Below are 14,019 nucleotides of genomic sequence, written 5' to 3' on the forward strand. Positions count from 1 at the left end.
ATGATTAAGCAGTATATTTTGATTATTTTCACTGCTTCAAGCTTGATGATACTATGATAAAAGCAACCGATATTCATAAATACTACGGAGATTTACATGTTTTGAAAGGTGTTAACCTTCATATCAAAGAAAGTGAAATCGTCTCAATTGTAGGTGCTTCCGGAGCAGGAAAAACTACATTACTGCAGATTTTGGGTACTTTGGACACTCCTAATCGTACAACAAGTTCCTTTCTGGAAATAAGCGGTTCGGATATTACCCGGCTTTCCAAAAAACAACTGTCTAAGTTCAGAAACGAAACCTTAGGGTTTATTTTTCAGTTTCATCAGTTGCTTCCAGAATTTACCGCTTTGGAAAATATATGTATCCCTGCATTTATAAAAAATACTCCAAAAGCAGTTGCAGAAAAAAGAGCAAAAGAATTATTGCATTTTTTGCAGCTATCCCACAGAAGTAATCATAAACCTAGCGCATTATCCGGGGGGGAGCAACAAAGAGTTGCTGTTGCCAGAGCATTAATAAATAACCCCAGAGTTGTTTTTGCTGATGAACCATCTGGAAATCTGGATAGTGAAGCAGCAGAAAACCTACACAAATTATTCTTTAAGCTTCGGGATGAATTCGGACAAACCTTCGTCATAGTTACTCACAACCAAGAACTTGCTAATATGGCAGATCGAAAATTGGTGATGGTAGATGGTAAAATCAGTACTTAAAAAAAATAATCGCATACAAAAAGAGTTGCCTTTGGGGAGACAACTCTTTTCTTACCATTAATTCAAAATTTCCCTTATAAAATTAATATAAGTATTGTATTGCCCTAACATCGTTGGCTGTGAATTCTCCGCTATAAGTATTAGGGTCTGTTCCTGGTGGGGGGCATGAAATCATAATGGATGTAATATCAATATAATTTGGAGTTCCTGGAATATGGATAGCTCCTATTCCTCCATCTCCTTCATTTACACCATTACATACTCTATTAAAATAATCTGTGTGACGTAATCCGATACAATGTCCTATTTCATGAGTGATTACATGTTCAATAAAATTTGTAGGATAACTTTCGTTTCCCTGATTCAGTTGAATCCATTTAAAAGCTCTTCCTCCTTCAGGAAATCCTGCTTCTCCTCCTAAATTCGGAAGATTATTATTGTAAACAACCATATCAGCTGCCTGGTAGTTTGTTCCAAATGTCAGCCTAAAATGTAAAGAAGTATTTAGACTATTATAGTTATTTACAGCCCATTGCAATGCCGTACGCATTTTTCCTGTCAATGCATTTCCATTACCAGTATATCCTAAAATATCGATGGTTCTATTAAAGTTAGAAATAAGGTTCCTTGTTCTGTAGTGCTTATTTCCTTGTTTATTTTGTCCTAAATCATCATAAGAGCTCAAATCATATGAAAACAATAAATCAGTATCGTTCTTAAGAAAACTTTGAGTTACTCCATCTAAAAAAGTCCTCTTAACAACAGTAACATCATCTGTATTCACCCCCATTGCTGCGAGCTTAAGTAATTGTTCTTTTGACACTTCTTCTTTTTCATCTTGTATTTCTTCTGCTACATCATTCTTCTGACATGAAATAACACTTCCTACTAATAAAGTACAGATAGCTAAGTATTTAATTCTTTTCATAATATTTTGAGGTTTGTTTAACTGTTAATTATATCTTAAAATTAAGTTAACAATATGTTTATATGAAATACAAATACACCAACTGTATGTTTTAGCGTACGAACCGTACATTTTTTACAATAAAACCGTAATTTAATGTAAATAAACGTAACATTTTAACATTTTAACCGTTAAAAATCAACCAAATACCTGTTTTCAGAACAAAAATCACATACTAGCAAACACTACTCGCATACTTTATAAATGATTTCCTATCTAAGTAGTTCTCTTATTTCTAAATAATAGATGTTTTTAATCAATGTATAAGTGAAGTACTTCTGAACAAAACGTTTTGGAAATATTCATATGTAGGATACGATTTTTTTAATTTAGAGGTAAACGTAACCGTATTTACATATCCTACGATATAAGAAAGAAAGTATTTATAATACATCTCAAGAATACAGGGATGTGCTACTTATCCCGAAGATAGTTAAAAAAATAAAAGAGGTTTCCAGTTAAGAAACCTCTTTCTTTCAACAATAATATTGTCTTTTAGATTACTAAAGTAGGTAAACTATTGCTTTATAGAGATAGATGCATACAATACCAATCTATTAAATAAATTGCGCACCCGTTGATATTGTAATTTATGTGAAAAAGATACTATTAAAATAAGATATGGGTTTATGTCATCGGTAATAAACAATCTTATACATCTTGATAATATCCACTCTATATTAAAAAACCTACCAAAAAGACAATGCTTTGTCACATATGAAAAACTATTCCATATGCAGTAAAACTCTTCCCATAAACATATAACTATAACCTAATATTTATAAGACTTTTTTAATAATGGGTTTACCAATTTCCTAATACAAAATATCTTTTTCCTTTGGAATAAGAATAAAATACCTCCGATGTTCGTGCAAGGGACACAGGTGAGATAAGAGTTTTCATTTGAGCTTGTGTTAAATTAAAAAGTTGCAACAATTTATACTTAAAGTAAATTTAATGAAAGTTGCAACATACTAAATGTCGTTTTCACTGTACGAAGTGTATTAAATCAATGACTAAATCCATTTTTATTATAATTTTCACTTCCCGTATAAATAATACTTAGTTATCACCTTCTGAATCGTATCTTTGCCTCTGTAACATCTATCATTATAGTAACTTTAGTAACATATAGAGGCTTAACGGGAAATTGTATATTCTTCCCACATAACCTCTCATAACAAAGGACTTAGTGATCTATTTTATACAAACTTCTTAGTGAAAAAATTGACAAAATCAGAAATAAAGAGCTTTTTAAACGAAAAAGCTTCCTTCTATGAACATCCTAAATTCATTGAAACTGACCCTATTCAAATTCCTCATTTGTTTTCTCTCAAACAAGATATCGAAATTGCAGGATTCCTGACTGCCACCATCTCCTGGGGGAATAGAAAAAGTATATTGACGAATGCTCATAAGCTAATGAAATTACTGGGAGATAGCCCGTATGATTTTGTTATGTCTCATACACAATCACAATTAGAAGGGTTGGATGGTTTTGTACACCGTACCTTTAACAGTATAGATCTTGCTTATTTTATTACTGCGCTAAGGCATCTTTATACCATACATGATGGATTGGAGCCTTTTTTTGCCATACATGCAGAAAAAGACACATTACAACATGCAATCCATGAATTCAAAAAAGAGTTTTTTAGCATCCCCCACCCCAGTAGAACACAAAAACACATTAGTGATCCTCATAAAAATTCTGCTGCTAAAAGAATCAATATGTTTCTCAGGTGGATGGTTAGAGACGCCAAAGCAGGAGTTGATCTCGGCATATGGAATAAAATCTCACCTGCGCAGCTATCCTGCCCTCTAGATGTACATTCTGGCAATGTTGCCAGAAAATTAGGGCTTCTAAAAAGAAAGCAAAATGATGGGAAAGCGCTTGCTGAATTAGATCAAACACTACGGAAATTCGATAAAAATGATCCTGTGAAATATGATTTTGCGCTATTTGGTCTGGGAATATTCGAAAAGTTTTAACCTACTATATAGTAATAATATAAACCAAAAACAGTTCTTAATAAATTAGATTCATTCTAAAAAACAACACTAATTTTACATAAGAAACAGTAACTTTACCATACCTTAATACTTATAAAATATCTACATAAGAACTAAGTAAGTACTCTTAAGTTATTTTGTGATTATAAAACACAATGCATAATCATGAAAAATTACTTACAAGTAACTACACTAGCTTTTCTATCACTATGCGCATCATGTAACAAAGATGATGATCAGGCAAATAACTCTTCCAGAGGAGAAGCTATAGAATTAAAAAGTCACTCAAAATCTCCTTCGTTTTTAAAAAAAATGTCAGGATTTGAAGATGTCGAAGTATATACTCTTTTATCATCAGAAGATACCTATATTCCTAATTTCACCTATGGATCTATGGCCGATGGTGCGGGCTTATTATATAATGAAGATGAGACATATACTTTAATAAATAATATAGAGGCTGATTATGCCATTGCCAGAATCACACTGGATAAAACCTTTAAACCAATCAAAGGAGAACATATCCTTAATGCAATTGCTACTGCTGAGACAGCTCAATGTTCCGGATCTATGATCTCTTTGGAGGAACACGGTTTTGGTCCGCTATATTTATCAGGAGGTGAATGGGGAGGTTCTTCCAAAGGGGTATTTGCTACCAATCCATTTAAAGCTGCTACTGCTGCCAGCTCCCCAAAAATGTTAACTGCTATGGGACAGTGGTCCACTGAAAATGCCGTAGCAATCGGGCAAGATGCATATCCGGGAAAAACAGTTGTATTCATAGGAGATGATCACTCTGATAATGAAGTCCCTTCCGGACAATTAGGTATGTACGTAGGAGATAAAGGAGAACTGGAAAATGGAAAACTATACGGTCTAAAAGTAATCGCTCCTGGAATCACCTATGAAATGGATATGAAAGAAGGAACCTCTTACGATATCGAGTTTGTAGAACTAAAAGAAAAAGAAGTAAGTCTTCTAGATGCAGAAGCCAAAGAAAAAGGAGTTATGGGATTCTCTAGATTAGAAGATATCGACTGGAGAAGAGGATCTGCAGCTAATAACAGAGAAGTTTATTTTTGTGTAACTGGAAGAGATAAACCTGGATTGGTAGGAAAAGGAAGTAGATCTGGTCGCGTATACAAAGTAGTTCTTAACGAAAATGACCCTACCAAAGCAGGGAAAATAACCTGCATTCTCGACGGGGATAAAACAGATGGAAAAGCTGGAGAGTTTCACAGTCCTGATAATATTCTTGTTACAGAAAATTACCTTTATATACAGGAAGATCCTAATGGAATTCAGGATTTCAAACCTGCTGCAAATCATTATGCCAGATTATATCAATACGGGATCAACACTGGTCAATTAAAACCTGTATTCGAATGTGATCAAGTAGCTGCTGCTGCTGCTGGATATGGAAATACTGAAAAAGCATGGGAAATAACAGGAATGATTGATATTTCTGATATTATCGATGTAAAAGAAACATTCTTGCTTATTACCCAGAATCACGGATGGGAAAAAGCAGATGGAACTCCATTTACAGATCCTACAGCCAATCCGAATATCGCTGAGAGTAGAAAAGAAGGTAGTACCCTATATATAATCAAAGGTTTAGATCGTTAACATTATAATTTTACAATTTGAATTACAGAATATTTAAAGGGGCTTATCTATGTATAAGCCTCTTTCTCATGTTCCTTACTGCCTGTAAGCAATCTCCTGAGAAAACAGAAGCCATCCCTCCTGAGGTTTTATCCAAAAACAAATTTACAAGAGATATTACCCTGGCTATTCAATACCTGGATAGTATTATTATTGATAGTACAAATGCGAAAAAACACTTTCTAACATCCAGAAAGTATTTTAAATACATGGAACCTCTTCTAGCATCACTGGATGAAGAAAATTATAATTTTCTCAATCAGCCAAATATTTTAAAAATTGAAGAAGAAGACTATACAGACATCAAAATTAAATCTCCGGGTGGTTATCAAGTGATCGAAGAAACATTATTCGCTGACACACTGATTCCTGATGCTATTACCCGGCATACAACTCTTGCTAAAAACAGACTAAAACTGGTAAAAAAGAATATTTCTTTCAAACATATAAAACCATATCATTTTTTATGGATGTTTCGAAAAGGAATTCACCGGGTAGCACTTACAGGAATTACCGGTTTTGACTCTCCTGTGTTAGAAAATTCGCTCTTCGACGCTCAATCCGTCTATACTAGTCTTAAGGAATACTTATCATTTTATAAAACTGAATTCCAGGAGATTCAATTATACCAAGCATGGAATCGAGAAATTGATCAAACTATTCTTAGCTTACAGGGTGACTTTAACGATTTTGACAGGTATCATTTTATCAAAAATCATACACACCCGCAAATGGAACTTTGGAAGAACACTGTTACAGATTGGCATGTTACTTTTCCTTTTGAACTTGCTATTAAAAATGAGGCGACTTCTCTTTTTTCTAATTCGACATTCAATACGAACTATTTCTCTGACAGAAATTCAGGAGCAATCACTAAAGAAAAAATAGCTTTAGGAAAAAAATTGTTTAATGATACTAATCTAAGTGCCAATCAGAAAATCAGTTGTGCTACTTGTCATCTAAAAGAAAAGGGGTTTACAGATGGTCTGAAAACACCAAAAGGATTAACCAGAAATAGCCCTACCCTGCTATATGCTTCCCTACAAAAAGCTTTTTTTTATGACAAAAGAGCCGGAAGCTTAGAAGGACAAATTGTTTCGGTAGTAAACAATAAAAATGAATTTCATACAAACCTTCTGGCATTAGAAACTGTAATTAAAACTGATAGTTCTTATAGAAAGCAATTTGCTGATGCATATTCAGGACAAGACATCTCAGAAAAGCAAATCAGAAATGCCATTGCAAACTATATACGAAGCCTGACTCCTTTTAATTCTAAATTCGATAATAACATCAATGGTTTGGAAAATACACTAACCGCAAGTGAGATTAATGGTTTTAACCTGTTTAACGGAAAAGCTAAATGTGCTACTTGTCATTTCCCACCTTTATTTAATGGTACCGTCCCTCCTAATTATAAAGAATCCGAAATAGAACTATTAGGTGTTCCCTCTACAAATGATACTATAAATGCTATGATCAGTGACGATCTGGGCAGATATTACGTATATAAAACTCCCGAACGAAAACACTTTTTCAAAACCTCTACAGTAAGAAATGTCAGTAAAACGGCTCCCTATATGCATAATGGAGTATATACAACTCTGGAAGAAGTAATTGATTTTTATAATCGTGGCGGGGGAAGTGGTATTGGAATCCATCAGGAGTACCAAACCCTCCCTTCTGATCCTTTACATCTCAATCAACAGGAAATTAATGATCTCATTGCATTTATGAATGCATTGGAGGATTACTAAAAACAAGGCACATCTAAAAGAGAGATGTGCCCTATTTTTTACGGAAAATCCCCTAAAAAAAAGGAATATATATTGTCATTTTATCCTTTTATCATGTTTTTACAGTAATTGAATAAATAAGCACTAGGTAATTAACTAATTTTTAACTAATTTTAGTTTGAATTGTATATAAGTAATGCAATTACTCTTAAGAAGCCCATGATCATACCTGAAACACCTACTAATGAAAGCTTTAGAATCAAAGCATTAAAATCTCTTCATATTCTGGACACAGAATCTGAAAAAGAGTTTAATGAAATTACAACATTGGCTGCTCACCTCTGTGAGGTGGAAGTAGCTTTGATTTCTTTAGTAGATAGTAATCGGGAATGGTATAAATCTAAATATGGAATTTCTGTATGCGAAATCCCGAGAAAATATTCTTTCTGTGCTCATGCAATTCTGACTCCAGAAAAACCCTTGATTATATCGGATACCAGAAAAGACCCAAGGTTCCATAAAAACCCATTTACTGAAGGTGATCAACCCTTCATCTTCTATGCAGGAATTCCGTTAATTGATCACAATGGATTTGCCCTTGGTACTTTATCAGTTATTGATAGTGCCCCCAAAACCTTATCTGATACACAAATCAGCTCCTTAAAAGCGCTAGCTAATCAGGTGATTATTCTTTTTGAACTTAATAAAAAAAATAAGGATTTGGAAAAAATGCAAGGCAAATTAAAGCATCGAAATGAAACCCTGAAAGAATTTGCTCAGGTTATATCACATGATCTCAAAATGCCTTTGGCCAATATTATAACTACCTCTGATGTTTTAAAACTCAAATTGACTAAATATCTGGATAAAGAAACACTAAAGTATTTTGACTATATCAGACATTCTTCTTTCTCCATGAGTACATATATAAATGATGTACTGGATCACTATGAAAGTGATTCTCTGATCCAAAAAGAACCGGAACAATTTCTTTTTGAAGATTTACTCCGTGAGATTCTGAATTTATTAAACATTTCTAGTAACTGTACTATTCAATTTCCTAAAAACACTCAAACATTAAACTGTAATCGATTGGCTTTAAAACAGATTTTGATCAATCTTATTGGTAACAGCTTAAAATATAACGACAAAGAAAAAATACATATCAACATTGACACTTCAGAGGATACAAGCTATTACCGTTTTAAAATCACTGATAATGGTATGGGAATTCCTGAGGAGAAATTAAAAACCATCTTTGATTTATTTGCAACTGCCAATACAGTGGATCGTAGTGGAAATAAAGGAAATGGGATTGGTTTATCTACTGTAAAAAAAATAATAAATAATTTAGGAGGTTCTATCAATGTCGCTTCTACTATGGGGGTTCAAACAACTTTTGAGTTCCTGATCAAAAAATAAAAAGCACGAATTTACTTTATCCTTTCTAATAGCCCTTTAATCTTTTGCTTATCAGATATTATTTCTTTCCCATCATCAATCATAGCGGTGGTATTCATAGATATTCCTGTACCAATACCAGAAGCTATAATCTTCGTTGCCGAGGAGTGTACCTCTTCAAAACCCTGCTCTTTAAAAACGGATACATTCGATGCTGTAATCCCTCCTCCAGGCATGATAATCAATTGATTCGAAGCAATCTTTTTTAAACGATTCAGTAAGTCTATTCCTGCCACGGCACTTTTTTCTTGCCCAGAGGTCAATACTCTATCAACCTTCAGAGACAATAATTTTTGAAGTTCTATTTCCGGAGACAATACCCAATCAAATGCCCTGTGAAATGTAAAAGACATGCCTTCTGATGCAGTCATCAATTCTGCTGTTTTTTCTACATCAATCGACTGATTACGATCTAATACCCCGGATACAATACCTGCACACCCAATTTCTTTACAAAACTTAATATCTGCTTTCATTACAGATAACTCTTCTTCAGAATAAGTAAAATGACCTCCTCTGGGACGAATCAATACATGAACCGGAATATTCAATGTTTCCATTACCTGCTTTAGCATGCCATAGGACGGAGTGATTCCTCCTATTCCCAGTGCAGAACATAACTCTATTCTATGAGCTCCTGCTTCCTGTGCACATACTGCTGATTCGAAAGAATTCGCACAAACTTCTAATAACATTACTATATTTTTTCTTAGACAATACTATAATTTTATAACGAGCGAATGCAAGCTTCCATGCACTTTTCGCCGTCAATAGCAGCAGAAATAATCCCTCCGGCATATCCCGCTCCTTCTCCACATGGATACAATCCTTTTACGACTATGTGTTCTAAGGTTTGTCTATCTCTGGGAATCCGGACAGGAGAAGATGTTCTGGACTCAGGAGCATGCACAACAGCCTCATTGGTTAAATACCCTTTCATGCTTTTATCAAAATCGACAAAGCCTTTTTTCAAAACATCATGAATAAAAGGTGGAAAAACAGCTCCCATATCTACTGAGCTTAGTCCTGGTTTATAAGATGTCTGTGGCAAATGAGTAGAAACTTTTCCTGCTACCAAATCCATTAAACGTTGTCCCGGAACTCGTTGGGTTTTTCCTGCCAGCTCCCAGGAACGTTGCTCTATTTCTTTTTGAAAATAAACTCCCGCCAGTGGGCCAAAACGTTCATACGCTGCAAAATCCTCTAATCTCAATTCTACCACAATCCCACTGTTAGAAGTTGGATGATTACGCTTTGAGGGAGACCAGCCGTTAGTAACTACCTCTCCAGGACTAGTAGCACAAGGAGCAATAACCCCTCCTGGGCACATACAAAATGAGTACATCCCTCTTCCATTGACTTGTTTTACTACACTATAAGGAGATGGTGGTAAATATCGACTTCGTACATCACACTTATATTGAATCTGATCTATTAGTTCCTGGGTGTGTTCTACTCGAACACCAAGTGCAAAAGGTTTCGCCTCAATAGCAATTTTTTTTCGATATAGCAGCTCAAAAATATCTCTGGCAGAATGCCCAGTCGCTAGAATTACCTTGTTGGTATCTATTACCGTTCCTCCCTGAGTAATAACCGCTGATATCTCCCCATTTTTCAGTTCAAAATCTGTAACCCGGGTTTCGAATCGAACTTCTCCACCATGAGCCACTATCTTTTCCCTAATTTCGGCTATAATAGCCGGCAACTTATTTGTTCCTATATGTGGATGCGCTTCTACTAAAATTTGCTCCGTAGCGCCAAATCCAACCAGTAATTTCAAGATTCGTTGTACATCTCCCCTTTTTTTAGATCTGGTATATAGCTTTCCATCACTATAGGTACCTGCTCCTCCTTCTCCGAAACAGTAATTAGAGTCTTCATTAACAATATGATCATTGTTGATAGCTTTTAGATCTCTTCTTCTGGCTCGTACATCTTTCCCTCTCTCTAATACAATAGGTTTATATCCCCACTCTACACAACGTAATGCTGCAAATAATCCTGCTGGTCCAGCACCTATTATAACAATTTCTCTGGCAGTATCAACAGTCGGGTATTCTGGTAATTCAATGGGCGTTTTTACAAAATCTTCATTTACAAAAACCTTTACTTTTAGATTAATCTTTACAATTCTTTGCCTGGCATCAATAGATCTTTTTAGTATTTCTATATACCGTATTTCTTTCAGAGAGAGATTGTTCTTTACTGAAATTTCTTTCTTTAATAATTCTTCTTTTGCCGCTACCTCCGGAAGTACCTGGATTGTAAATTCGTATTGCACCTGCTCGTATGTGTTTATCCTTATATTTAGCGAAGATACAACAATAGATATTTCAAAATTCTATATTCAAGTCTTTACACGCCTAAACAATTTTGTATTCGTTAAAATTTTGTTAGAACTCTTTCTACCTGTTCTATTGTTTTTATTTTTACTTGTTAGACATTGATTTTTATTTGTGCTAACAATAGTACAATTATACTGTCTATAAACCATTTACTGGTTTATACTTTTATTTTTGTTACGGAAAACCATATATTCAATACAATCTCCTAAGATGCCCCCAATATCTAATGTAGTTTTTAAGAATGTATTAATCATCCATGCCCATGAAAACAGTACAAGAACTGTCAGAAACAGAAATTAAAGAACTTGCCGAACAACTTAGCTGCCCTAATGGCAAAAAAGGGATTGATATCGCCAATCTTATGAATGAGACGAATATCAGTATGACCCTTCAGACCGCTAATGCTTTAAAAATAGCAGACTATGACATCATTTTAGAAATTGGTCACGGAAACTGTGAGCATCTATCCAGATTGTTTGATATCAAACAGACAATCAAATATAATGGTCTTGAAATTTCTGAGTTAATGAGGGAAGAAGCCATCCACATTAATCAATTTTTTATAAAAGAGAATGGGGCTACTTTCACACTTTACAATGGAGAACAGATTCCATTTCAGGATCATTATTTTGATAAAATAATGACCGTCAACACAATTTACTTTTGGAGAAACCCTACTACTTTCCTTAATGAACTATATCGGGTATTAAAAGGGAATGGTCGAGTAAATATCACTTATGCTCATAAAGATTTTATGGAAAAATTACCTTTTACAAAATACGGTTTCACCTTATATGATGATGAAAAAATAGTAGAACTAATTAGAAAATCTCCTTTTAAAATAGAAAAAAAAACTACGTTTACAGAAACAATTACCAGCAAAACAGGAACAGCTGTTGAACGCTTCTTTTCTGTTGTTTCTCTGATTAAATAACCAGTATTTTAGTTTGATCCTACATGAATGTTTCCATCAGAATAAAAAATGCGACACTTGATGATATGCAATGGGTAAATAACACCTATTCCAGCATTGGGTTTACACATTCTGATTTTTCAAATGAATTTATTGTTATCGCAGAAACTGATCAACAAAAATGTGGAGTCGGACGCCTGGTATTCATTAATAACATACATAAAGAACTAGGAGGAATTTTTGTTGCTAAAAAATATAGAGGACTAGGAATTGCAAAAAAAATTGTCTTGCGGCTTCTCCAGGAAAAAAGCAAAGGACAAAAAATATGGTGCCTTCCTTTTAAACATCTATTTCCCTTTTATAAACAATGTAATTTTATACTATACGATCATAAAACACAACGCGATGTCCCCCAGAGTATTCTAGATAAGCATCAATGGTGTAATAAGACATATGATCAAAAAGTACTAATTCTTGTTCAAGAATAACGTAAGACAAACAGTTTCTCGAAATTCCTGAAGCTGTTTGTCATATATTTTGTCTCTATATTTAACAGGACTTTTAGTTTTAAGAATGACGTAAATTCGTTTTTTAGTTGATATTTGTCAGCTACAATCCTGTATTGTCTTTTTATAGAACGTTCATATATTCAGGTCTCTTGTGAATGATCTATAGATAGTCAATCTGTTTTTTTATTAAAATGTAGAAGATCGATCTGATGCACTTGTAACTTAGACCCTATGAGAATTCAATTTTTACTTATCATTTCCTTTCTTTTTTGTAGTTGTTTTAATGAAAAATCGGATAAAGCCCTCTTAGAACAAGATAAATTAGCCTTGGAATCGCAATTAGACTCCGATAAAGTACTCCTCTATAAGTTTGGAAAAATATGTATTCGATCCGCTGGTGCCGAAAATCATAAAAATCAGGAATATCAAAAATTCAAAAAAACATTAGACAAAGTATCGAATACTTTTCTCTCAGAACAGGCTAAATCTCCTGAAGAATGGTCTCTAATGGATTATATAAACCTGTATAAAGATTATAATTCTATTAAAAAATTTATAAAAAAAACAGATGAAGATTCTTTTCCTACCCTCTTAGAAGTATTCCATAAAATTAGTGGAGACTCCATCTTGGTACAACATCCGATTGCCGAAAAAAATGATAAAGAATTTATTCAAAACATGGAACATGCTTTATTAAGCATTATTGTCATTGCCAGCCGTGATCTGGGAAAAGAAATTTCATTATATGAAAGTGCAAAAACGCATCCAGAACGTCTCCCTGATGGAGAAATCAAAGCACTATTACAATTCTTCAGAGGATTTCTCTTCTTTGAGAAAAAATTATTTTATTTATCAGAAGATGAAATTTCTAAAAATATCGAATGGCTGGAAAAACACCCTACAATAGACCTGGCTTTTACCAGAACAATTTTTCAGTGGGGAAAGCTGGATAATAAAAAAACGCACATTGCATTTCATGCGATTAATCATTTGTTCAGAGGTTTCGATCGATTAATGATGGATCGCGAAATTGATGAAAAAAGAGCCCTTAAGGATTTTGAAAGTTTTATTTCAGATGCAAAAGAAATAGGATTAGACAATGAAATTGTCTGGGCAATAGAAACGTTTTTGTACCTAAAAAATGAAGAACCCGAAAAAGCAATTATTGCCATAAAAAAACTAAAAACCAGTCCCCTGCTATCAAATACCGAAAGAGCATCTATGAATGAATCAATAACATACCTGCAAAACAGAGAGACCGGAAAAGTACTAAATGGGGTATACGACAAATATTTCCTCAGTAAGGTTGCCACAAAATATATGATTTCGATACTTATCAAAGTGGATTGGAAAAAGCTGATGAAAGCACATGAAATCCCTTATACTGACGAGGTTTTTGACACGATCGATTCCTTTAATCATTTTATTGAAAATATCGACAAATACTCAAATATGGAAACTATCGAAAATGCGGGAAAAACACTGAAAGATGAAGGGAGTAAATTATGGGATAAGGCAAAGGAATTATTACCCGAAAAAGAAGAATAACCTCTTAAAATAAGTATCTATCTAAAATCTTCTTTTATAAAGAATCTTAATTCCGATGCATCTAAGTACTGATGATCAGAAAATAACTGTGTTTCAAATTGACCATTCGCATGAAAATTTCTCTCATACTAAATCATTAAGTT

Annotated in this window: 11 protein-coding genes; 8 read left to right on the forward strand and 3 right to left on the reverse strand. The window is 33.9% G+C overall.

Annotated elements, in window-relative coordinates; all coding sequences use genetic code 11:
* Positions 1–53: 53 nt before the first annotated feature.
* On the forward strand, positions 54–716 hold the full coding sequence (locus ACFSTE_RS19980; protein ID WP_176029903.1) for an ABC transporter ATP-binding protein: 663 nt from the start codon (positions 54–56) through the stop codon (positions 714–716).
* 82 nt (positions 717–798) lie between these two features.
* Here ACFSTE_RS19980 and ACFSTE_RS19985 read toward each other — a convergent pair whose 3' ends face one another.
* The gene (locus ACFSTE_RS19985) at positions 799–1,644 is read right to left on the reverse strand and encodes a M57 family metalloprotease (RefSeq protein ID WP_176029902.1); all 846 of its coding nucleotides are present in this window, start codon (positions 1,642–1,644) and stop codon (positions 799–801) included.
* A gap of 1,266 nt (positions 1,645–2,910) precedes the next feature.
* Here ACFSTE_RS19985 and ACFSTE_RS19990 point away from each other — a divergent pair.
* From ACFSTE_RS19990 to ACFSTE_RS20005, 4 genes are all read left to right on the forward strand, one after another.
* The gene (locus ACFSTE_RS19990) at positions 2,911–3,675 is read left to right on the forward strand and encodes a TIGR02757 family protein (protein WP_378298361.1); all 765 of its coding nucleotides are present in this window, start codon (positions 2,911–2,913) and stop codon (positions 3,673–3,675) included.
* 186 nt (positions 3,676–3,861) lie between these two features.
* A complete protein-coding gene (locus ACFSTE_RS19995) occupies positions 3,862–5,325 on the forward strand; it encodes an alkaline phosphatase PhoX (protein WP_176029901.1) in 1,464 nt (487 codons plus the stop codon).
* A gap of 68 nt (positions 5,326–5,393) precedes the next feature.
* The gene (locus ACFSTE_RS20000; protein ID WP_378255344.1) at positions 5,394–7,121 is read left to right on the forward strand and encodes a cytochrome-c peroxidase; all 1,728 of its coding nucleotides are present in this window, start codon (positions 5,394–5,396) and stop codon (positions 7,119–7,121) included.
* A gap of 198 nt (positions 7,122–7,319) precedes the next feature.
* Positions 7,320–8,522, forward strand: a complete 1,203-nt coding sequence (locus ACFSTE_RS20005) for a GAF domain-containing sensor histidine kinase (protein ID WP_378255346.1) — start codon at positions 7,320–7,322, stop codon at positions 8,520–8,522.
* Between the two features lie 11 nt (positions 8,523–8,533).
* Here the strand turns inward: ACFSTE_RS20005 and ACFSTE_RS20010 are convergent, their stop codons facing one another.
* Entirely contained in the window at positions 8,534–9,256 is a 723-nt protein-coding gene (locus ACFSTE_RS20010; RefSeq protein WP_378255348.1) for a copper homeostasis protein CutC, read from the reverse strand.
* A gap of 32 nt (positions 9,257–9,288) precedes the next feature.
* On the reverse strand, positions 9,289–10,842 hold the full coding sequence (locus ACFSTE_RS20015) for an NAD(P)/FAD-dependent oxidoreductase (protein ID WP_378255350.1): 1,554 nt from the start codon (positions 10,840–10,842) through the stop codon (positions 9,289–9,291).
* 326 nt (positions 10,843–11,168) lie between these two features.
* On the opposite strand from ACFSTE_RS20015, the gene ACFSTE_RS20020 reads away from it, so the two are divergent.
* The 3 genes from ACFSTE_RS20020 (at position 11,169) to ACFSTE_RS20030 (ending at position 13,876) form a co-directional block, all read left to right on the forward strand.
* Positions 11,169–11,840: a class I SAM-dependent methyltransferase gene (locus ACFSTE_RS20020; protein ID WP_254884024.1), complete on the forward strand. Its 672-nt coding sequence runs from the start codon at positions 11,169–11,171 to the stop codon at positions 11,838–11,840.
* 23 nt (positions 11,841–11,863) lie between these two features.
* Positions 11,864–12,307, forward strand: coding sequence for a GNAT family N-acetyltransferase (locus tag ACFSTE_RS20025; protein WP_378255352.1), 444 nt, complete (start codon positions 11,864–11,866; stop codon positions 12,305–12,307).
* Between the two features lie 252 nt (positions 12,308–12,559).
* The gene (locus tag ACFSTE_RS20030; protein ID WP_176029895.1) at positions 12,560–13,876 is read left to right on the forward strand and encodes a short-chain dehydrogenase; all 1,317 of its coding nucleotides are present in this window, start codon (positions 12,560–12,562) and stop codon (positions 13,874–13,876) included.
* The last annotated feature ends 143 nt before the right edge of the window (positions 13,877–14,019 follow it).

It is taken from the genome of Aquimarina hainanensis (assembly GCF_042684685.1).
GTDB lineage: Bacteria > Bacteroidota > Bacteroidia > Flavobacteriales > Flavobacteriaceae > Aquimarina > Aquimarina hainanensis.